This window comes from Mucilaginibacter xinganensis, from assembly GCF_002257585.1.
In the GTDB taxonomy this organism is placed as follows: domain Bacteria; phylum Bacteroidota; class Bacteroidia; order Sphingobacteriales; family Sphingobacteriaceae; genus Mucilaginibacter; species Mucilaginibacter xinganensis.
In genome coordinates this window covers 2,218,891-2,239,096 of sequence record NZ_CP022743.1, presented here as the reverse complement: position 1 = coordinate 2,239,096, position 20,206 = coordinate 2,218,891, and the positions used below count along the sequence as shown (strand labels likewise).

The 20,206-nt window shown below is 44.5% G+C and carries 19 protein-coding genes and 1 tRNA gene; 11 read left to right on the top strand and 9 right to left on the bottom strand.

All coding sequences use genetic code 11. The features are described 5' to 3' along the window. Positions 1-208 precede the first annotated feature (208 nt). Together MuYL_RS09660 and MuYL_RS09655 are read left to right on the top strand one after the other, a co-directional pair. Entirely contained in the window at positions 209-1,249 is a 1,041-nt protein-coding gene (locus MuYL_RS09660) for a sensor histidine kinase (RefSeq protein WP_157740727.1), read from the top strand. After that, on the top strand, positions 1,246-1,974 hold the full coding sequence (locus MuYL_RS09655; protein ID WP_094570365.1) for a LytR/AlgR family response regulator transcription factor: 729 nt from the start codon (positions 1,246-1,248) through the stop codon (positions 1,972-1,974). The genes MuYL_RS09660 and MuYL_RS09655 overlap by 4 nt, the downstream gene beginning before the upstream one ends. A 1-nt stretch (position 1,975) precedes the next feature. Here the strand turns inward: MuYL_RS09655 and MuYL_RS09650 are convergent, their stop codons facing one another. From MuYL_RS09650 to MuYL_RS09630, 5 genes are read right to left on the bottom strand one after another with little or no spacing between them, the layout of a single operon-like run. Then, positions 1,976-2,329: a hypothetical protein gene (locus MuYL_RS09650; protein ID WP_094570364.1), complete on the bottom strand. Its 354-nt coding sequence runs from the start codon at positions 2,327-2,329 to the stop codon at positions 1,976-1,978. A gap of 34 nt (positions 2,330-2,363) precedes the next feature. Further along, positions 2,364-3,584, bottom strand: a complete 1,221-nt coding sequence (locus MuYL_RS09645; protein ID WP_094570363.1) for an ABC transporter permease — start codon at positions 3,582-3,584, stop codon at positions 2,364-2,366. Further along, positions 3,581-4,333 (bottom strand): ABC transporter ATP-binding protein, encoded by a 753-nt coding sequence (locus MuYL_RS09640; RefSeq protein ID WP_317043873.1) that lies wholly within the window; start codon positions 4,331-4,333, stop codon positions 3,581-3,583. The genes MuYL_RS09645 and MuYL_RS09640 overlap by 4 nt, the downstream gene beginning before the upstream one ends. Then, on the bottom strand, positions 4,333-5,532 hold the full coding sequence (locus MuYL_RS09635; protein ID WP_094570362.1) for an efflux RND transporter periplasmic adaptor subunit: 1,200 nt from the start codon (positions 5,530-5,532) through the stop codon (positions 4,333-4,335). Before MuYL_RS09635 ends, MuYL_RS09640 begins: the two co-directional genes overlap by 1 nt. Positions 5,533-5,547: 15 nt before the next feature. Then, positions 5,548-6,843 carry a TolC family protein gene (locus MuYL_RS09630; protein WP_094570361.1) on the bottom strand — a complete coding sequence of 432 codons (1,296 nt, stop codon included), beginning with the start codon at positions 6,841-6,843 and terminating at the stop codon, positions 5,548-5,550. Positions 6,844-7,364: 521 nt separating this feature from the next. Here MuYL_RS09630 and MuYL_RS09625 point away from each other — a divergent pair. Beyond that, on the top strand, positions 7,365-7,721 hold the full coding sequence (locus MuYL_RS09625) for a glyoxalase (protein ID WP_094570360.1): 357 nt from the start codon (positions 7,365-7,367) through the stop codon (positions 7,719-7,721). 190 nt (positions 7,722-7,911) lie between these two features. On the opposite strand, the gene MuYL_RS23515 is transcribed toward MuYL_RS09625, so the two are convergent. Continuing rightward, positions 7,912-8,064 (bottom strand): oxidoreductase, encoded by a 153-nt coding sequence (locus MuYL_RS23515; protein ID WP_394338999.1) that lies wholly within the window; start codon positions 8,062-8,064, stop codon positions 7,912-7,914. A gap of 175 nt (positions 8,065-8,239) precedes the next feature. Here MuYL_RS23515 and MuYL_RS09620 point away from each other — a divergent pair, with 175 nt between their 5' ends. The 4 genes from MuYL_RS09620 (at position 8,240) to MuYL_RS09605 (ending at position 13,124) form a co-directional block, all read left to right on the top strand. Further along, a complete protein-coding gene (locus MuYL_RS09620; protein ID WP_094570359.1) occupies positions 8,240-8,836 on the top strand; it encodes a Crp/Fnr family transcriptional regulator in 597 nt (198 codons plus the stop codon). 762 nt (positions 8,837-9,598) lie between these two features. After that, the gene (locus MuYL_RS09615) at positions 9,599-10,519 is read left to right on the top strand and encodes a family 2A encapsulin nanocompartment shell protein (RefSeq protein WP_094570358.1); all 921 of its coding nucleotides are present in this window, start codon (positions 9,599-9,601) and stop codon (positions 10,517-10,519) included. Then, complete coding sequence (locus MuYL_RS09610; protein WP_094570357.1) at positions 10,503-12,308, top strand: family 2A encapsulin nanocompartment cargo protein cysteine desulfurase; 1,806 nt, start codon at positions 10,503-10,505, stop codon at positions 12,306-12,308. Before MuYL_RS09615 ends, MuYL_RS09610 begins: the two co-directional genes overlap by 17 nt. Continuing rightward, positions 12,309-13,124 (top strand): serine O-acetyltransferase, encoded by an 816-nt coding sequence (locus tag MuYL_RS09605; protein ID WP_094570356.1) that lies wholly within the window; start codon positions 12,309-12,311, stop codon positions 13,122-13,124. A 25-nt stretch (positions 13,125-13,149) separates the two neighbouring features. On the opposite strand, the gene MuYL_RS09600 is transcribed toward MuYL_RS09605, so the two are convergent. Then, positions 13,150-13,791, bottom strand: a complete 642-nt coding sequence (locus MuYL_RS09600) for a redoxin domain-containing protein (protein ID WP_094570355.1) — start codon at positions 13,789-13,791, stop codon at positions 13,150-13,152. A 208-nt stretch (positions 13,792-13,999) separates the two neighbouring features. Here MuYL_RS09600 and MuYL_RS09595 point away from each other — a divergent pair, with 208 nt between their 5' ends. The 4 genes from MuYL_RS09595 to MuYL_RS09580 all read left to right on the top strand — a co-directional run bounded on the left by MuYL_RS09595 (position 14,000) and on the right by MuYL_RS09580 (position 16,701). Beyond that, positions 14,000-15,100: a cysteine desulfurase family protein gene (locus MuYL_RS09595; RefSeq protein ID WP_094570354.1), complete on the top strand. Its 1,101-nt coding sequence runs from the start codon at positions 14,000-14,002 to the stop codon at positions 15,098-15,100. A gap of 29 nt (positions 15,101-15,129) precedes the next feature. After that, positions 15,130-15,690 (top strand): TlpA family protein disulfide reductase, encoded by a 561-nt coding sequence (locus MuYL_RS09590; RefSeq protein WP_094570353.1) that lies wholly within the window; start codon positions 15,130-15,132, stop codon positions 15,688-15,690. An 8-nt stretch (positions 15,691-15,698) separates the two neighbouring features. Then, positions 15,699-15,770 (top strand) — tRNA-Cys (locus MuYL_RS09585). A gap of 28 nt (positions 15,771-15,798) precedes the next feature. Next, the gene (locus MuYL_RS09580; protein WP_094570352.1) at positions 15,799-16,701 is read left to right on the top strand and encodes a PIG-L family deacetylase; all 903 of its coding nucleotides are present in this window, start codon (positions 15,799-15,801) and stop codon (positions 16,699-16,701) included. Here MuYL_RS09580 and MuYL_RS09575 read toward each other — a convergent pair. Both MuYL_RS09575 and MuYL_RS09570 read right to left on the bottom strand, forming a co-directional pair. Next, the gene (locus MuYL_RS09575; protein WP_094570351.1) at positions 16,695-17,369 is read right to left on the bottom strand and encodes a CGNR zinc finger domain-containing protein; all 675 of its coding nucleotides are present in this window, start codon (positions 17,367-17,369) and stop codon (positions 16,695-16,697) included. The genes MuYL_RS09580 and MuYL_RS09575 overlap by 7 nt on opposite strands. A 481-nt stretch (positions 17,370-17,850) precedes the next feature. After that, entirely contained in the window at positions 17,851-19,971 is a 2,121-nt protein-coding gene (locus tag MuYL_RS09570) for a glycoside hydrolase family 36 protein (RefSeq protein WP_094570350.1), read from the bottom strand. Between the last annotated feature and the right edge of the window lie 235 nt (positions 19,972-20,206).

Below are 20,206 nucleotides of genomic sequence, written 5' to 3'. Positions count from 1 at the left end.
TGGCCTGTAATTCCCTGGCCTGATCTTTACTGGGTTGTCTGTAAGTCATCTGTTGCAAATAAGGGATTAGGCACCTCTTTAAAAAGCAGTATCGATAGAAAGGCGATATGTTCCTATAGAAACCCTACGATAGCAATTAGTGATACTTTGGTTTTGAAAATAAAAGGCGGTAATTTGTGACGTGTTATCTCTGGTTAAAATTACGCGTTTGCGTTCTCTTATTTTCTCAGTGCACTTTGCGGTGTTAATGGGCTTGCTGGTTTTTACCTGTATCCCCCTAACCATTACATCTTCACTCCCAATACAGATCTGGGTCAAGCAATTAGCCTTGTACGCCGCCCTGGTAGGTATATTTTACCTCCATCTCCGGGTTCTCATACCCAGGCTGCTTTATAATAACCATGGAGGTGCCTTTGCGCTGCTCGTTTTACTGATCTGTATCACCGCAGCGTTATTAAACCACCAGGCTGATAAATTAATGAACCTGCCTGGATTGATCCGCAAATTTGCTCCCAAAGGACATGCGGATGGCCGAAATACACCTGTTGGCGACCTCAGTATCATGATTATTACGATGATCGTCATTGGGATTGCTATTATTATATCGGTTACCCGAAAAGTACAGGACGATCTGTTAAAAGAGAAAGCGCTGGAGAATGACCGCATCGCAGGTGAACTCGCGGTTCTGCGGTCGCAGATCAACCCGCATTTTTTTTTCAATGTATTACATACCATTTACGGGCTGACCGAGATCGATACGGACCGGGCGCGGGAAGCTATTTACACCTTGTCGCATATGATGCGCTATGTTTTATATGAAACCCGGCAGCCTTCAACCACCCTCGAGAAAGAGTTACGACTGATCGACAGCTATAGGCAGTTGATGCAATTACGCCTGCCGGAACATGTAACCGTTGTTTTTAACAGGCCTGAAGGCCCGGTTACCGCACCGCTTTCGCCGATGTTATTGCTGCCGTTTGTGGAAAATGCCTTTAAGCATGGCATCAGTACGGTACAGCCGAGCCACATTTATATATCAGCGCAATTATGCCAGGGATTGTTACGCTTTGAGGTGCGCAATACGTTATTTCCCGAACCGTCTAAGGAAACAGACGAGGGCAGCGGGATCGGCCTGGCCAATACCCGCCGACGTCTGGACCTCATCTACCCGAACAAATACAAACTTACTGTTAAAGAAGACCACGAACTTCAGGAATTCAGGATCGAACTTCAAATATCACTCGCATGACCATTCACTGTATCGCTGTTGATGATGAGCCGGTTGCTTTAGAAATGATCGCCGCTTACGTAGCTAAAACCCCATTTTTAAAGCTGGTCATGAAATGTGCCAGTGCATTGAAAGCACTTACCATTCTGGATGAACACCCCGAAATACAGCTAGTTTTTTTAGACATTAAGATGGCGGACCTGAACGGACTGCAGCTTGCCGAAATCCTTAACAAAGATGACAACCGGCGTTCGGTCCGAATTGTTTTCACGACCGCGTTTGATCAATACGCATTAGAAGGGCACAAGCTAGCTGCATTGGATTACCTGTTAAAGCCTTTCAGCTTTGGCGATTTTACCCGCGCCGCCGAGCGGGCGTTGGAATATTTTACTTTGCTGGAGCACGATCCCGAGCCACAGTACCTTTATGTGTACGCTAATTACCAGCTGATCCGGATCGATATGGCACAGATTCTGTACGTGGAAAGCATGGCTGACTATATCAAGCTCTTTTTGGAAGACCAGTCAAAACCAGTGCTCACGCTAATGACTTTAAAAACAGCGGAACAAAAACTACCAGCCAGCCATTTTATACGGCTGCACCGTTCGTTCATCGTGGCCATCAATAAAGTGACCGCCGTAACAAAAGCATCCGTGCAGGTTGGCCGGGCTGCCATCCCGGTAACAGAACCTTACCGGGAGGCATTTGGCAATTTTATGAAAATCTGGCATCAGCGTGGTTCCTGAATCATTTTGCTTTTTTGATCACATAACTCATATCACCCATAGGCCCGCCTTTCATATACAACACGATCTGGTCAGCACTTTTTACCTTGCCGGTCATTTTAACCTGCTGATCCATGATGGGCAGTGTAAATGCTAAGCTGTCATCTTTAAACCATCCATCTGTTAACTGAATAGTGTTGCCGTCCGGTCCTTTGGTACTCCCGCTCAGCTTTTGTCCGTCTACTTTGAAATCATAGGCGACCTCAATTTGATCATTGATGGAACCTTTCCAATGGCCGCTGATATCAGTTGCAGCATAAACGACAGTTACAATGACTAACGCCATCAGGGTGGGGATCAGTTTTTTAATTTTCATGGTTTTTAGGTTTATTGGTAATTATTTGATTTATTTATTCATATCGCAAAGCCTCTATCGGGTCAAGCCGGGAAGCTTTCAGTGCCGGGTAGTAGCCAAAGAAAACCCCGATCAGCGTACAGAAGCCAAATGCTTCGATGATTGATGCTTTATCAATAATAGGCTCCCATTTCAGCGCATTGGCGATGACAAAAGCCAGCGTCTCGCCGATCAGGATACCGATGAGACCGCCGGTAACGCTGATGATAATAGCCTCCGTTAAAAACTGGCTAAGGATATCCCTGCCGCGCGCCCCAATTGCCATGCGCAGTCCGATCTCTTTGGTACGTTCCGTTACAGAAACGTACATAATATTCATAATACCAATCCCCCCGATGACCAGCGATATGGCTGCTATGGCGGTCAATAACGCAGTAAGTAATGTGGTGATCGAGCTGAGGGTTTGGATCAGCTCGGCCTGTGTTCGCACTGTAAAATCATTGTCCTGGCTTGGGCGAAGGCGATGCGTTTTACGGAGTATCTTTCCCATTTCATCGGCAGCGGCCTGTGAGAGGTTTTCAGATTTGGCCGAGGCATTAAAACTACCGAAATAGATGGATGCGATGATCCGTTTCTGAACGGTGGTATAAGGAGCCAGGATGATATCATCCTGGTCCTGTCCGAATGTATTTTGCCCTTTTTTGTTTAGTATGCCGATAACCTGGAATGGAATTTTATTAAAGCGAATGATCTTGCCGACCGGATCGACTCCTTTTGGAAATACGTTATCTACCACGGTTTGACCCAGCAGGCAAACTTTTCCGTAAGTATGTACGTCCCGGTCTGAGAACATTTTACCGTCTTTGAGCGATATATTTTTGATGGCTAGATACTCCCCGCTCACACCTTCAATGGTGGTCGGCCAGTTAAGCGAACCGTTTATCGCCTGCCCTTTTGATTGGGATGAAGGCGATATGGCATTAATATAAGTGGATTCCTTTTTTAAGGCGACAAAATCTTTTTCGGTCAGCGTTTCTACGTTAGCCCCCTGTAAACGCGCGCCGCCGGGTGCGTTGCTATTAGGCATCACCATAACTAAGTTAGACCCCATGCTGGACAGCGAACTATGTATACTTGCGGTTGAGCCCGCGCCTATAGCACCGATAGTAATTACAGCGGCTACACCAATAATGATACCGAGCATGGTTAGTACGGCCCTGAGCTTATTGCGTTGCAGAGCCAGTAGCGCGAGCCTGATCAGATTTAAAACTTTCATACGTGGTAATCTTCGGTTTCTGGTAAGGCAGCCAGCATCTCTTTGGCTGAACGTACCTGCTGGTTAACTTGATCTTTCACTACGCGGCCATCCCTTAGCGTGATCGTACGGCTGCTGAAAGCTGCGATATCTGGTTCGTGGGTCACAAAAACGATGGTTTTGCCCTGGCTTTGATTCAAGTCCTGCATCAAAGCCATAATTTCATAAGATGTGCGCGTATCCAGGTTACCGGTAGCCTCATCGGCCAGGATCATCACCGGCTCGTTCACCAACGCACGGGCAATGGCCACACGCTGCTGTTGGCCGCCCGACATTTCATTGGGCATGTGATTTATCCGGTCGCCCAGTTTTACAGCTTGCAGAGCAGCTGCGGCCCGCTCCCGGCGTTCTGCTGCTGTTACGGTAGGGTTATAAAACAGCGGCAACTCCACATTTTCCAGGGCAGTGGTACGCGGCAGCAAGTTATAGGCCTGAAATACAAAACCGATTTTTTGATTCCGAAGTTTGGCCAGTTGATCCCGGCTCTGTTCGCGCACCGATACGCCATCAAGCAGGTAAGTTCCGCTGGTTGGTTTATCAAGGCAGCCCAGGGTATTCAATAAGGTTGTTTTGCCCGAGCCGCTGCTGCCCATGATGGTCACAAACTCGCCGGCAAATACATCAAAGCTTACACCCTTCAGCGCCCGCACAATTTCCGATCCCATCTGGAATTCCCGCATTATATCATGTAACTCTAAGATCTTTTTCATTACGGCTTTTTGTTTTTATCAGCGCCGCCCGGGCTTGGCAGGATAGATGTGCCGGCTTCGGCCTGCACCGGTACAGGCAGCGAGGATACGACCGTATCTTTTACAGATAACCCCGACAGTATCTCGGCGTGGGTATTATCATCAAGCCCGTAGCGAACCGGTGTTTGTATCAGGTCCTTTCCTTTTTTGAGCCATACGCTTCCCGGTTTACCCGGCCCTTTGGCAGCACTACTGCCATCAGCCTGCGGCATTGGTTTTAAAGTAAATTGTTTCTTTAACGAAGAATCAGGTGCAAAATTCAGCGACTTGGAGCTAACCATCAGCGCGTTTTTGACCTCTTTGGTATAAACATTGATATTAGCGGTCATCCCTGGTTTAAGCATCAGGCTGTCGTTTGGAGCATAGATGATGGTTGTGTAGGTAACCACATTTGAGGTGGTCTTCGGGTGCAGGCGAACATCATATACTGTTCCTTTAAAAACATCATCTATATAGGCGTCAACCGTAAAGCTGACGCGGTTACCGATTTTCACATTGCCGATATCAGCCTCATCCACATCTGCCTGTACCTGCATTTTTGAAATATCTTTAGCGATAACAAAAAGCGTTGGTGTACTGAATGCTGCCGCAACGGTTTGGCCTAGGCTGACACTGCGCGAAAGCACCACACCATCTACCGGCGAATAAATATCTGTATAGGACAGGTTTTTTTCAGCTGAGCGGAGCGCAGCCGAAGCATTATCGACCGCTGCTTTTGATGAATTAAAATTGTTCAGAGCCGATTCATAGTCCTGCTTACTGATAGAGCCGCTGCTGTACAACAGTTTCTGCCTGTTATAGAAATTCTGGTTATAAACCAGCTGGCTTTGCTGAGTGCGCAAGGTAGCGCTGGCCTGATCGACCGTTGCCTGCAAAAGCGATTTATCCAGCTGCGCCAATAACTGGCCTTTTTTTACTTTGGAGTTAAAATCGGCATTGATCACTTTAACGATGCCCGACACCTGGGTACCTACCGCTACAGTATCTACCGGTTGAATAGTTCCGGTCGCTGTGACAGTTTGAGCAATATAACCATAAGCAGGCACCTCTGTGGGCAATACTACCGGTTTTTCTTTCTTTTTAGTCGTAATGAACCAAACACCGCCAATCACTATAATAATGGCTGCGATAATGAGCGTTCTTTTTGTATTTTTTTTCATAATGCTTGTGCGCGGTTAAAGTTTAACAGGAGTGCCTTTGTAGAATTCGTAGATCTCTATCGTAAGCGCTGCATTGTACTTGGCCTGGATATATTGCTGTAAGGCCTGCGTATACAGGGATTTTTGCTGTAAAAAGTCAACCATATTTACAATACCCACTTTCAATTGCTCATTGGCGACCCGGTAAGTTTCCTGATTGTATTTAAAGGCCTCTGCCGCCGCGTCATATTGATTTTGCGAATTAACCACATTGATGTAAGCCTTTTCGATAGTAAGTGTAAGGGTCGTTTTGGTATCTCTTAGCGAAAGCTTCGCCTGATCAATATTAATTTTAGCTTCGGCCCGGTTCACCTGGTTCACCTTGCGGGTAAAAATGGGTATCGACAGGCTAAGGCCAACCTGTTGGTTGAAGCCGTTGTTCAACTGGGTAAAATAACCACTCCCCGCGCCCTGGTAGCTGCTGCCGGCAAAGCCCGAAGCGGTAAGCGTTGGCAGGTAACCGGAATTGGCCTTTTGCAGGCCGAACTCTGCTGATTTCACATACAGTTCGCCGTTCCTTACCTCTGGCCGGTCCATAAGCGCGGTTTGTTGTACGTTTAAGAGGTTATCCACCGCTTTTTTTGAAATGATGGTATCCGGTGTAATCACATCGAAAGTTGTAGCGCTCAACTGGAGGAGCTGTTTCAGGCTGATCAGATCCTGGCGTTGCGCGTTTTCGGCGGTAACCAATGTGTATTTGTCGTTTGCCAGTTGTGCCAGTAGCTGGGCAACATCTTTTTGTGCTATACTGCCGGCGTCCAGTCGTTTTTTTGCCTGTTCTACCTGTGCTTTTGAAGTAGCGACCACATTTTGCTGGTAAACAATGGTTTCTTTATCCAGTAAAATATTCAGGTAATATTGGGTGATCTGCAGGGTCAGGTCGTTGACCTGCTGCAGGATGCTCAGATTGACACGCTCCACTTCCACGTTCTTTTGCTGGATATCGCTTTTGATGTAACCGCCCTGGTAAAGGGTCCAGGAGGAAGTCAGCCCGTAGTTGCCGGAGCCATAAACCGCTTCATTATGGTAGTGGTTGACATATTGGGTGGCTGAACCATACAAATTGGGTAAAGCAGAGCCCTTCGACAGAATTAGTTCCTGCTGGCTTGTTTGCTGGCTTAGCCGGGCGCTGTTGACTTGAATATTATTTTTTTTTGCGTAGTCCAGGCAGGTCTGCAGGTCCCATTTAACAACGCTCAGGCTGTCCTGGGAAAACGCTGTCATCCCGCTGATCAGGCAGCTTAAAAATAAAAAAAATGTCTTTTTGGTCATGTATGATGATACTCCTCTGAGTGCAAAAGAATGAAGTATAATCAGTTAAAAAGACGAGTGCCGATACTAACCCGATTTGTATCGACGGTTTTTGCATTTAACATTTGAGATAAACTTGGTTTACCATTTACTCCCACTTTTATAGAAAAGAAAAAGGTTAATAAAATCCTTTGAGGATTGGGAATCTTTTATCAATGGTATCTGGATACAAGACCACAGTGAACATAATATAGTAGAGACCACCAGCAACCTTTTGTTTCATCTTTTTGTACTCTTTTTTTTCTAGTCCTCTTGTCCGCCACAACGTAGCCTTTTCAATTCAATGTAATTAAACTAATTCAACTTCGTCAGAGTGTATAATTCCAGGAAATGGCATTTATGCACGCTTAAAAAGACCCCTCGTAAATTTTATCATTTGTTGACCTATATCAACATAAATTATAAAAAACCTGGGTAGTTTTGTTTTTAAGTATTATCATAAAATTCCTTGACGAAACAGGGATTTGTTAAACAGATTTAATATGGACATCAAACTATTTACCGAACTGCAAAACATACATGTAATCGCGTGGAATGAAAAAGATCCGGCAAAACGAAACGAGCTGCTGGAAGTGATCTATGCAGAGGATATTAAAATGTACGACAAGGATTTTATTCTGGATGGGTTAAAATCAGTTTCCGATTTTATAGGAAAGCTTATAGCTGAAGATCCAGCATATCATTTCGCTGCAGCCAAACCTATTGAACCGCTTCAAGATAGCGCAAGATTTTATGGCCTTATTAACACCAGTGGCGGACCGCTGAATAGCATGGACTTTTTCCTTCTCGAGGATGGTAAGGTTAAGCATTTGTATGCATTCCTGGAACCCGCCCAATAAATCACTTCGCTGAATAATATAAAAAGGGGGGCCAAGACAATTGAAAACCATTTTTCAGTTAAAGAAGTAGCTTTACCGAAATAGTAACAACTATCACCCTATAAATATTTAGTTATATGCGGATAATCTGTATAGCCTTTTTCGTTACCGTCAAAAAATGTGGTACTGTCGGGTTTATTCAGTTCTGTTCCTAAGCAAACCTTTCCGGCAGATCCGGATTTGCAATAAACGGTCTGCCAAATGATATAAGCTTAGCTAGCCCCTGATGCAGCGCAGTCTTTCCACTCTCCCTGGTATATCCGGTATTGGCAATCAATTTGTGCTTACACATACTTCTGAACAGTGCAATTTTTAGTTCTATCAGTTGGGAATAGTCCTGAAAACGGCGTGTACTGCTTTTATAATCAAAAATAACTGGATAGTTGCAGCAAACCGGTGATATAGATCAACAATGTCTAAGAAGCCATCCAGAACACCCTTCATTGCATAGGAATGTATTTGTTATAAATTTGCGATACATGTTTACAAGGCTTTTAAATTATCTGTCGAAACAGTCGACAATACCGCTTTCACCAGAAGATATCAGGTTGATCGAAAAAGCTTTTGTACCAAAAAAATTCAAAAAAAAGCAGTTCTTGTTAAAAGCTGGCGATGTCTGCAAGTATATTTGTTTCATTGAAAAGGGTGCGACACGTCAATATACCATAGATGAAAAAGGGAACGAACATGTACTAAATTTGTCGATAGAGAACTGGTGGACATCTGATAGGGAGAGCTTTCACAAGTTTATACCTTCTATTTATAATATAGATGCCTGGGAAGAAACTGATGTACTCATGCTGCCAAAAGTTAACGGATGGTATGATAAAGTAAATGCCATTCCAGCATTCGGTGAAATGCGCAAAAGGCTTGATGATGCACATCACATAGCAATGCAACGCAGGTTACTTACTTCAATTAACTATGCAGCCGAGTACCGCTATGAAGAACTGATGATTAAATACCCTGAATTTATAAAGCGTTTTCCTCAACATATCATTGCATCTTATTTGGGAATCAGCAAAGAAACGTTAAGCCGGATTCGCAATAAGGCGTTAAAAAACAGGGCTTTATAAGACTGATAGCCTATTTGCTTCATCGGTAGAGTAAGGAAACTTTTTATAATATAAATTACTGATAATCAACACAATAGCGATGGTTCTGAACCCCAGCTCTCCACAAAATTCAATAAAAATAGACAAAGCCTGCAAATCAAATAATTGCAGGCTTTTTTTCGACTAAAATCCAAGAGAGTCGCCAAATCGCTATAAAGGAGGGCGTAATTCGGTGAGTAATTTTTACAATACTTTTGCTCATTAATAACTATTTAATATTCAATTAGTTAAATTTTTAAACATCTTGTAAAGTTCTAATCGCAAGCTTGTTTTTGTTTCACTTTTTAACAAATATTACCCGCTCACTTTATAAAAATAACGACCGGCATATCAATAATTAAATAAGCATGCGAGCTAGTGAACAGCCTGAATATTAAAAACATACCGCCAACCAGTTGTGCGCCTGCCCCTAAAAAGCCATAAAAGACGCAGAAAAATGGAGATCGTTCATCCAGGTACTATTTCCGCCCATCCTTTGTTCATGGAGTACCTATCAGTAACAGGCGATCATAATGCCTGTGACAATGCTAATTAGATAAACATTTAATGGAATATTTTTTGAACTTAATTAGCATTTAAATCGCGTTTTATTGTTGAAATTCAAAGTTATCGTCATTGACGATCTGGGATTATTATTTTTTTTCATTAGTATATTAAATCTATAGATTTAATATACTATAATTGTAGACACGAATTAAATAAGTATAATTCCAGATCATCAAAATGGCAGATCCAAAATCAAATCAAACAGCCTTAGGCGACGCAGCCGCAAGGCAACTGGCCATCGCTACGCGTACGGTCCCCCAATTATCAAGAATCACCCCCCGCTGGCTTCCGCAGCTATTAAATTGGGTGCCTGTAGAATCCGGCGTTTACCGGTTAAACAAAGTTAAAGATGCAGAAAACGTGGAAGTAGATTGCTCTTCGCGGGATGAAAGGGAACTTCCTTCAACCTTTGTTGACTACATCGAGAACCCACGCGAGTATAATCTGAGCGCTGTTAACACGGTGCTGGACGTACATACCCGCGTATCTGATCTTTACAGCAAACCTTATAACCAGATCAGCGAACAGCTCCGCCTTACTATAGAGATTATTAAAGAACGGCAGGAAAGCGAACTCATCAACAATGAGGAATATGGTTTATTGCATAGCGTTGTAGCAGGTCAAAAGATAAAAACAAGACTCGGCCCGCCCACCCCCGATGATTTGGACGAACTGATTACGAAAGTTTGGAAAGAGCCCGGGTTTTTCCTTTTGCATCCGCTAGCCATTGCCGCTTTTGGCCGCGAGTGCACCCGCAGGGGCGTACCGCCGCCAACCGTATCGCTGTTCGGTTCACAATTTATTACCTGGAGGGGTATCCCGCTTATCCCTTCAGATAAACTACCGATCGAAAATAATAAGTCTAAGATTATTTTGCTGCGAACGGGCGAAAGCCGGCAGGGTGTTGTGGGCTTGTTTCAGCCGGGCCTGCCAGGTGAGCAATCGCCGGGCTTATCGGTGCGCTTTATGGGAATCAATAACAAGGCTATCGCCTCGTACCTGGTTTCGCTTTACTGCTCACTGGCAGTATTGGTTGATGATGCGATTGCTGTTTTGGAAGATGTGGATTTAGGTAATTACCATGAGTACAAATACTAAGGCCGAGGGCCTTTTAGATATCCGGGAGCTTGAAAAACTGGCCAACCAATTTTTCAAATCATCCGGCGGGGATCAGCCGGTAAACGCTGGAGGGAATCCGGCGCAGCTGAATGATTATCAACCTTCTATTGAGCAACTGGATAGTATCCCTGGTGCTAATGGATTGCCATTAAATTTGTACGGCAGTGCGCCCCAATCGAGCCCGGTTTCAGGTGTTGGGGCCTCCTCTTCCGGGATTACGCAGGGCAACGTGATAGACCTTAAAGATCCGCAAACCAGTTTTGATGATCCGGCATTGAATACTGCCCGGCCATCAGCTACGGAAAATGTAACTGGCTTTAGCCTTTCTGGTAAAGAATTATCAAGTGATAACTTTAAACAACTTCCATATCAGCAGGAGCAGTCTTTTGAAAAAGATCTGCAGGTCGCACTAAACCAAATCATCACTTATCCGCATGTGCCGCAAATTCCATTTAAGCCGGATGGACAAGCGCCTGAACCTTCCTATTACTTTCTGAAGAAAGTTCCGGCCGTATTTTCAGCTGAACGACCGAAGGGTGCAAGCGGAATTATTACTGCACCATTTGATGTAAACATCATCAGGCGCGACTTTCCAATCCTGGGCGAAACGGTGAACAGGAAGCCTTTAGTTTGGCTGGATAATGCAGCTACCACACAAAAGCCCAGACAGGTCATTGACAGGATCAGTTATTTTTATGAGCATGAAAACTCGAACATCCATCGCGCAGCTCATGAGCTGGCGGCAAGGGCGACCGACGCTTATGAAGGGGCACGTAAAAAGGTACAGCAATTTCTGAATGCCTCCTCAACAAACGAGATCATTTTTGTACGGGGAGCTACAGAAGCCATCAATCTTGTAGCTAAAAGCTGGGGCGAGCAAAATCTGCAGCCAGGCGATGAGATTATCGTTAGCCACCTGGAGCATCATGCAAATATTGTCCCATGGCAACAGCTAGCCGGCAAGAAAAACCTGAAGATAAAAGTAATACCGGTTGACGATGACGGGCAGATTATAATAGATGAGTATATTAAACTGCTCGGCCCGAAAACAAAATTGGTGGCATTTACCCAGGTATCAAATGCGTTGGGTACGGTTACCCCTGCCGCCCAAATTGTAAAACTTGGTCATTTAGCCGGTGCAAAAGTTTTGGTAGATGGCGCGCAATCCGTTTCGCACATGCCAGTTGATGTGCAGGCGCTGGATGCGGATTGGTTTGTTTTTTCGGGGCATAAAGTTTTTGCCCCAACAGGCATCGGTGTTTTATATGGCAAGGAAGACCTTTTGAACGAAACACAGCCCTGGCAGGGTGGCGGCAACATGATTGTTGACGTAACCTTCGAACAAACAAAATACCACAACGCCCCCGGCAGGTTTGAAGCCGGGACCGGGAATATTGCCGACGCAGTTGGTTTAGGCGCTGCCATTGATTATGTAACCCGCATAGGCATGCCCGCTATCTCGCAGTATGAACACTACCTGCTGGTATATGCTACGGAACTTTTAAAAGAAGTTAAAGGATTGCAGCTAATCGGGACCGCGCCGGATAAAGCCAGTGTATTGTCTTTTGTTCTTGATGGTTATAAAACCGAAGAAGTTGGAGCTGAATTGAACAAACAGGGCATCGCCGTACGCTCGGGGCACCATTGCGCGCAGCCAATCTTACGACGCTTTGGGCTGGAAAGTACAGTGAGGCCGTCGCTCGCATTTTATAATACCTGTGCCGAGGTAGATTTATTGGTTGACACACTTCATCGCCTTAAAAAATAAATGGAACAGGACCAGATCAGTAAGTTTATTGAACACCTGTACCAGGTGCATAAAGCTGAATGGGAAGCTACCCCATCATACAGGCAGGCAGTGGATTGGCTGTCTGACCTGTATGAATTCCTCTTCCCGAACAACCGGCTAAACCGGCAATCGATCTATGAAGGACAGTTAAAGAAGAATCAGATCGACCTGGAAAATATCTTGCTGAGCTACCTTGATCCGGCTGACATCAATATCGATGAGGTGATCTATAAATTTTATGCATCGCTGGAAGATATTTATCAAAGCCTGAGGCTGGATGCAACAAAAACCTTTGAAGATGACCCGGCGGCGGGCAGTATCCACGAAGTGATCGTCTCTTATCCCGGCTTTTACGCGGTAGCCGTTTATAGGATAGCCAATAAACTTTCACAATTGGGTGTGCCGATCCTGCCGCGAATCCTTAGCGAGCATGCTCATGGTAAAACCGGTGTGGATATTCACCCAAACGCACAAATTGGTGTGCCGGTTTTCTTTGATCACGGCACCGGGATAGTTATTGGCGCCACCAGCATTATCGGTAAAAATGTATCTATTTATCAGGGCGTAACTTTAGGGGCTTCGCAGGTGAGCAAAATCCTTTCTGACGTTAAACGGCATCCTACGGTAGAAGACAACGTAATTATTTATGCGCGCAGCACCATTTTAGGAGGACGAACCGTTATTGGCCACGACAGCATAATTGGGGGAAGCGTATTTTTAACAAAGAGCGTTGCGCCATATTCAAGCGTTTTCAATACCCATCAATTGAGGATAGAAGTTAAAGAAGACGCATAAACTAATACTTTTAAAACCGCAGGTATTATGCAGACTTACGTTTGTGACCAGGAGATTCTTCTGCCCGCAATGCTTCCAACAACCCGGGTGACGAAACAGGGCCTTTCAGGTCTTTATCAACATAATCAAAAATAATTTGATTATCAGAATTCACTACATAAACGGCTAATAAGGGAACATTTACATCAATTCCGGGATACTTGTCCCAGGCCGGGGCTTCATCCGAGTAAATGCCGAATTTTTGTGCAATACTGTTTTCCGGATCGTAATAAAAATTCAGGTACAGGCTATTATCCCATATAGTTTGCTCCAATAGCTGCCCTCCCTCATCAGGGCTTACTACCAGCAGGTTGGCTCCAATCCTCGTAATTTCCCGGTTAATAACATTCCACTGCTTTAAGTAATGAAGTCCGTGGTGCTGCCAGGCTGAACTATAAAAACAGATCACCAATGGCTTCCCTGAAAACTGTTTTAGTAAAACAGAGCTGTTTAACACAGCGCCTTTCACAAACCGCTGTTTGTTTATATTATTCTTAACCAGCGTTAAATCATATACATTGTTGCCTGATTTTAAAGGCTTAAGTGGTTGTGTTTTTCTTACGGGGAGTTCCAGCTCTGCTATTATTTCAGCGAGTTCAAAATCGATTGTTGTGTTGTAAGATGCCATATTTTTATGCTCTAAGTCGTTTCGTTTCCATCATTTATCAGGTTAAACCTGCATTTTGGATGAACAAAAATAATATTTTTCATTTAATCTATATAATGTCTATAGAATTTATATACATTTGTCGGGAGTAATTGATTATTAGTTTTTACTGATCCCGGAAAGATGGATGATTTCATCTTTCCGGTTTGGTATTAAATAACGAAGCCGTATGAAGATATACCTCGATAACGCCGCAAGCACGCCACTTGATAAAGAAGTATATAATGCCATGACCCCTTATTTATTGGACCAGTACGGCATTCCATCTGCCCATCACGGTTATGGACGGGATGCAAAAGCTGCTATAGAAACCAGCAGGGCAAATGTTGCGAAGCTGCTAAATGCGCTGCCCGAAGAAATTATTTTTACTTCCGGGGGCACCGAAGCAAATACGATAGCCATTATTTCGGCAGTAAACTGCGCCTTTATTGATCATATCATTACTTCCCCGTTTGAACATCCTTCAGTCCTCAACACCTTGAACGCACTGAAGCGAAAACACGATATTCGCATCAGCTATCTGAAGCACGATGAGCGGGGAAATCTTGACCTGGATCACCTGCAGTATTTGCTGCGTACCAATACCCGCAACCTGGTATCGGTAATGAACGCTAATAACGAGGTGGGGAATTTGAATGATATAGAAACTATCGGGCTGCTTTGTAAAAAATACAAGGCGCTTTTCCATACAGATGCTGCACAAACAACAGGCCGTTATCGCCATGACGTTAACAACTTAAACGTTAATTTTCTGGCAGCATCAGGCCACAAATTTCATGGACCAAAAGGCATTGGTTTTTTGTATTGCCGTAAGGGGACAAGGCTTAGCCCAGCGCTGTACGGTTCAAAAACTGAAAACATTCCCGGTATTATTGGCTTAAGCAGGGCCCTGGCTATTGCTCACAGCGAAATGGAAGCGCAGGAGAAGTATATCCGTGGTTTAAAAAAAAGGATGATCCAACAGCTGGCAGAACGCCTGCCATCATTGACTTTCAACGGAAATTCGGAATTTTCAGCAAAAAGCATTTATACTATATTAAACATCAACCTGCCGCCTGCAAATACAAACCGGAGCCTGGTGCAATATCTTGATGACAACCAGGTAGCGGTAACGGGTGGAAACAGTTCATCATCCATTGTATTGAAAGCGCTGGGAATTGAAAGCCATACGGATAATATCCGTTTTTCCTTCAGCAAGTATAATACCGTAGAGGAGATAGACCATGTGGCGGCCGTAATAGCGGCAGTTTACCAAACCGTAGCTGCATAGGTTAAGCTAAATAACAAAAACTATTAAATATGAAAACAATCAAATATGGCGCGCTGGCCCTGTTGCAGCTTTTATTAATAAACACTTCAAAGGCCCAGCCATCACAAAAAGATGATGACAGGGGTTATATTGTTAAGGTAGGCGACCGGGCCCCGGATGATTTTGAACTGGTTTTAAATAACGGTACTAAAACCTCGTTGAAAAAACTCCGCGGCAAAATCGTTATCCTGCAGTTTACGGCAAGCTGGTGCAGCGTTTGCCGCGAAGAAATGCCGCACCTGGAAAGCGACGTGTGGAAAGCCTACCAAAACAAAAACGTTGTTTTAATAGGCGTTGACCGGGATGAACCTTTAGCCAAAGTTCAGAAATTTCATGAGGATATGCAGATCTCGTATCCTTTAGCGCTGGATCCCGGTGCGGATATTTTTGGGCGGTTTGCCAATAAAAAAAGCGGGGTTACCCGTAACGTTATAATTGACCCTGCCGGTAAAATAGTTTACCTCACCAGGTTATATGATAAACAGGAATTTGGCCAGATGCTGAAAGTAATAAAATCGCTGGCCGACAGCCCGGCTGCCGGCACTAACTGATTGCAGCAGGCGGAGTGGCCGAGTGGTTAGGCGGGAGTCTGCAAAACTCCTTACGGCGGTTCGAACCCGCTCTCACGCCTCCTATTTCAATTTACTAATTGATTTTTAATGCGGATTTTAATTTTTCTTCTTTTTATTTTCTTGCTGCCGGGTGCTTGCTTAAAAGCGCAAAACGCCGCCGAAGGCCCGCGCGTGCTGGTGGTAATGGCGCACCCGGATGATGAAAGCACTTTCTCCGTTACGCTGTATAAAATTGTGAAAGAACAACACGGCGCAGTTGACCTTTTTGTGATTACAAACGGCGAGGCTGGGTTTAAATATTGCACACTTGCCGAACAGTATTACGGCGTTGCACTGACGGATGAAAAAGCGGGCCGGACCAACCTCCCACGCATCCGGAAAAAAGAGTTATTAAATGCCGGTAAAATTCTTGGAGTTTCCCAATATTACTTCCAGGACCAGGCGGATGCCCATTACGGCCTGGATGAAAAAGGGCCTTTAGATTCCACCTGGAACACCGCGCTTGTTCAAAAACATTTGACACAGCTATTAAAGAAAAAACATTACGACTTTATTTTTACGCTGTTACCCGAGCCCGGCACCCATGGCGAACACAAAGCAGCAGCCATTTTAGCTTTAAATACCCTTGCCACGCTGCCAATTGCTGACAGGCCCCTGATTTTAGGGGCTACAACCCAAAATAAAGCCGATTCCACATTGGGGTTCAGCCAATATGCAAACTACCAGGGAACAGAAACGATAACTAAAACGCCTTCATTTGAGGTGGACCGCACCGCAAGTTTCAGCTATAAAAACCGGGTGAATTACAAAGTAATAGCCAACTGGGAAATTGCCGAGCATAAAAGCCAGGGCTTTACCCAAATGACCATGAACGACGGCGACCTGGAAGAATTCTGGTATTTTAAATCTAACGGGTTGGAAGGTGTTGCTAAATGCGAAAATTTATTCAGGCTGTTGAGGCAGGTGCCTTACTTATCGAAGGTTTATTGAGGGACAGCGGCCGATGTTGCTAATTTCCCTTTTCGCTCCTTATATTCCCTTGACCGCACCGCGTTTCCGCATACCAGCGGATTGCACCAGCGCCGGCTTTTGTTTTTGGTGGTATCCAGGTAAAATTTACCGCAATAACACTTCTTAATGTCCCTGAATTGGGCCGACTGCAACAAAACAGCGGCCTGTTTAACAATTATCCAAAGCGGCACCGCCAGTTCTTCGTGCGTATTAAACCACATCACCTGTAGGCTATTGCCAATCAGCTCAAAACGGAGATGGGCGTTGGCTTCGTTAACTTCTTCATTAAAATAAGCTACTGCATGTTCATGGATCTGCTTGTCGCGCAGGGTACTGTTGATGAACTCATAAATTATTTCCCGCAGCCTGATGGCCCGGTGCCAAACCAGATTGGCATCGTGCGGGTTGCAATAGCCCTCAAAGTTCAGGCAGTTATAATCCTCCAGGTCCACTATTTTAAATTCATTGCACCAGTTCAAAAATTCCTCATAATTTCCAAGGTAATCTTTACGGCGGATGCCGCCGCGGTCGCGGTAGGTATTGATAAATTGCAACACGGGAATGTCGCCCTCCATTGGAAATGGATCGGCCGAATTGGCGGGCCATGATCGCTCCGGTTTATACCGGTCTTTTAGTGATTTGTACATAATTTTTAAGTTGGTCTATGAAAAAAAGAGGTTTAGGTCGTGTCTCAAAACATCCCAAAAACGGGCAAAACACATTTAGGTTGTGTTTGAAAATGCCTCAAAAACGGGCAAAAGGAGTTTAGGGTATGCCTTAAAAAGGCAAAAAACGGGCAAAAACGGTCTAGGTCATTTCAGGTAAAATGGCATAAAAACGGCTATTGCTGCCTGTAAATAAAGATTTTTAAAGAACGCAGCTCCCAAAAAGTTCGTTTTGGGGCTCAAAAAAACGATGGGGCTTTATATTTTATAAAAAAAATCGTGGTTGGGGCTTTTGAAAATTCAACTGCGATATGCAGGGAAAGCCGGCTAAAAGTAACATTCAGCACTGAGCAAACGCAATAAAAATAACTAATATAATTAGCATTTATATTGCGTTTATTATCGCATTCATTGCCTTCCCAACTTAATTATCAAATTTTCCGCTCCGCAAGCTTTTACGCGGTCAGTTAACGGCTTTCTCAGCTATTTCGAAAAGTTCACCATCGTACTTTTTATCCAAAGCTACCTCAAATCCTTTATCGTTAAGGTAGCGCCCGGTTTGCGTAATTACGGCAGTTCCATCCATTTTTTTTACCTGGTATGTTTTTAACGGGTCAAGATTAAATACGGTAACCATCCGTTTTACCTCTGCCGAACCCTGCCTGAATACGCCGACTATTCCGCCCGTTTTTGTTTGTGTATTTATCCGCTGAAATCCATCCCAAAAGCCTTCCATCGGTTCTCCAAAACCGGGCAGATCCTGCCTGAAACTCATGATCTGGTAGCGACGGTCCATCAGTTGCAGCCAGTCGGCAAATACCCTGTATTTTGTTATATCGGCTGCCGTTAACTTCCTGGGGTCGCCCAACATAATTGGCAGGGCACCTGCCAGCGATTTAATGTGCAAATCCCATCCGGTGTCCTGCATTTCGGGGTTGCCGATAACCAGCGCTGTTGCCGGGATAGCCGGCGACCGCCACCAGGCCATATTGCGGATGCTTAAATCAATTTGTTCGGCGTGGCCGGTAAAGTTAGAGAGCCAGTTACCCTCGGCATGTTTAAGCATCGCGTAGTCAATCAGCTGCAAGCCGCCCATGGTTTCAAAAGTACAATCAATAAACAGCCCTGGTTTAGCGGCATGCAGCTCGTCGAACAATTTCCAAACCTGTTCATAATTAGCATACAGCGATTCGTTATGGTCTGAATGCCCCGGATGGTCTGTAGCATAGCAGCCTGAGGCAGTGGGATCATACCGGTAAGGACTGGTCACTACCGCAAAATCAAGTTTCATGTATTCCAGTCCATAATCCGTAGCTAATTTTAATAAAACACCTTTAATATAACCATACCAGCCGGTGCTAAAACAAGCGGTGTACCTGTCGGCATCCGCATCAAGGTGAAGCGAAGTTAATTTGCCGTTTTTATCTTTTACAAACCATTCGGGGTGCGCCTTAAATACTTTACTATCCGGCGTGGCACTCCCCACACTGATCCATAAGCCCGGCTTCATCCCCAACGATTTAATGTAATCAAACACCGGCTTAAGCCCACGAGGGAACTTCTTTTTGTCGATCCCCCAATCGCCATAACTATCCTGCCAGCCATCGTCAATTACAAATTCTTTCATACCTGCCTTCGCAGCAGCCCTGGCAAGCTCCATCACCAGTTTTTCGTTGATATTGCTGCCAAAGGGTTCCCAGGTATTATATACAAACGTGGGTTTCTGTTTTAACAGCGATAACCGGGAACCCAGGTATTTTCTTACAAAATCGGCCACTTCAGTATTTAATATGTAGCCGGCATCTTTCTGATTGTTGTAAACCATGGTAAACACCTGCGCGGTAGTAAATAACTCGCCCGGCAAAATATACTTTCTGAAAGGGTACCGGGCATCTTTATGCGTAAACCCGCTACAGATGTCCATTCCTCCCCAAAAAAACGAAGTGTGTTTAATTACCCCGGCTGCTTCGTTACCAATTACTATGCCTTGCTCCCATTGGCTATTATGTACCGTAATAAGCGCATCCTGCATATTACCGTCATAGGGGCCTAATGAGCGCCTTCTTCCATAATCATGCATTACCTGGCTAAACGTGGGGCCATCGGCGTTTAATTCAAGCTTCTCTACGTCAACAGATTCCAATTTAACGGTAGTGTGTGAAAGATTTTTAACCGTAAGATTTTTACGGATAGCAGCTGAGCCTGGATAAAGCAGGTATTGAACAGTAAGCTCAATCTTTTTGTCATCGCTTAACAGCGTTACTGCTGCACCGCTGCCTGATGTGGCGTCCGAACAGTTTTTTATACCGATTAGCTGCCAAACGGTTTTGCTGCCCGAATACACCCGGTCATTTACTTCGAACTGAAAATCGGTGCTAACCGTGTCAAAAAACTCAAACTTACCGGATATGGGCTTATACAATGTAGTTACAAACCGGCCGGTTGAAGCGGGCAGTTTGATAACACGCTTAACAATGCCATTATTGAGCGTTAACTCGTTATTATCCCATGATGCAAAATGCTGTGCATTTACAGATGTGCCGGTGAGTATCCAGAAAAATAGCAAACAGGTTGTTAGTTTCATTAACAAGTGATTTTATCAGCAAAAAATTTAAGCGATATTGCTTTTACCGTTTGCCCATTGATTTTTAAAAATAGCAATCTGTTGCAGAAATTAAATCAAAGTTTCTTTATTTAAAAAACGCAGCTATTTCTACGCTGTTTAGGTGAGGCGAAATTACGAAGGTAAACTTAAATAATAGCATAGGATGCGCTCCCGACGGCTCCCTAAGCCTCCTTCCGGATCAAATTATTTCATA

Bases quoted from the DNA above. Each gene is read 5' to 3' on its own strand.
- MuYL_RS09655 (WP_094570365.1), top strand. From the start codon at position 1,246: ATGACCATTCACTGTATCGCTGTTGATGATGAGCCGGTTGCTTTAGAA.
- MuYL_RS09650 (WP_094570364.1), bottom strand. From the start codon at position 2,329: ATGAAAATTAAAAAACTGATCCCCACCCTGATGGCGTTAGTCATTGTA.
- MuYL_RS09645 (WP_094570363.1), bottom strand. From the start codon at position 3,584: ATGAAAGTTTTAAATCTGATCAGGCTCGCGCTACTGGCTCTGCAACGC.
- MuYL_RS09640 (WP_317043873.1), bottom strand. From the start codon at position 4,333: ATGAAAAAGATCTTAGAGTTACATGATATAATGCGGGAATTCCAGATG.
- MuYL_RS09635 (WP_094570362.1), bottom strand. From the start codon at position 5,532: ATGAAAAAAAATACAAAAAGAACGCTCATTATCGCAGCCATTATTATA.
- MuYL_RS09630 (WP_094570361.1), bottom strand. From the start codon at position 6,843: ATGACCAAAAAGACATTTTTTTTATTTTTAAGCTGCCTGATCAGCGGG.
- MuYL_RS09625 (WP_094570360.1), top strand. From the start codon at position 7,365: ATGGACATCAAACTATTTACCGAACTGCAAAACATACATGTAATCGCG.
- MuYL_RS09620 (WP_094570359.1), top strand. From the start codon at position 8,240: ATGTTTACAAGGCTTTTAAATTATCTGTCGAAACAGTCGACAATACCG.
- MuYL_RS09615 (WP_094570358.1), top strand. From the start codon at position 9,599: ATGGCAGATCCAAAATCAAATCAAACAGCCTTAGGCGACGCAGCCGCA.
- MuYL_RS09610 (WP_094570357.1), top strand. From the start codon at position 10,503: ATGAGTACAAATACTAAGGCCGAGGGCCTTTTAGATATCCGGGAGCTT.
- MuYL_RS09605 (WP_094570356.1), top strand. From the start codon at position 12,309: ATGGAACAGGACCAGATCAGTAAGTTTATTGAACACCTGTACCAGGTG.
- MuYL_RS09600 (WP_094570355.1), bottom strand. From the start codon at position 13,791: ATGGCATCTTACAACACAACAATCGATTTTGAACTCGCTGAAATAATA.
- MuYL_RS09595 (WP_094570354.1), top strand. From the start codon at position 14,000: ATGAAGATATACCTCGATAACGCCGCAAGCACGCCACTTGATAAAGAA.
- MuYL_RS09590 (WP_094570353.1), top strand. From the start codon at position 15,130: ATGAAAACAATCAAATATGGCGCGCTGGCCCTGTTGCAGCTTTTATTA.
- MuYL_RS09580 (WP_094570352.1), top strand. From the start codon at position 15,799: ATGCGGATTTTAATTTTTCTTCTTTTTATTTTCTTGCTGCCGGGTGCT.
- MuYL_RS09575 (WP_094570351.1), bottom strand. From the start codon at position 17,369: ATGTACAAATCACTAAAAGACCGGTATAAACCGGAGCGATCATGGCCC.
- MuYL_RS09570 (WP_094570350.1), bottom strand. From the start codon at position 19,971: ATGAAACTAACAACCTGTTTGCTATTTTTCTGGATACTCACCGGCACA.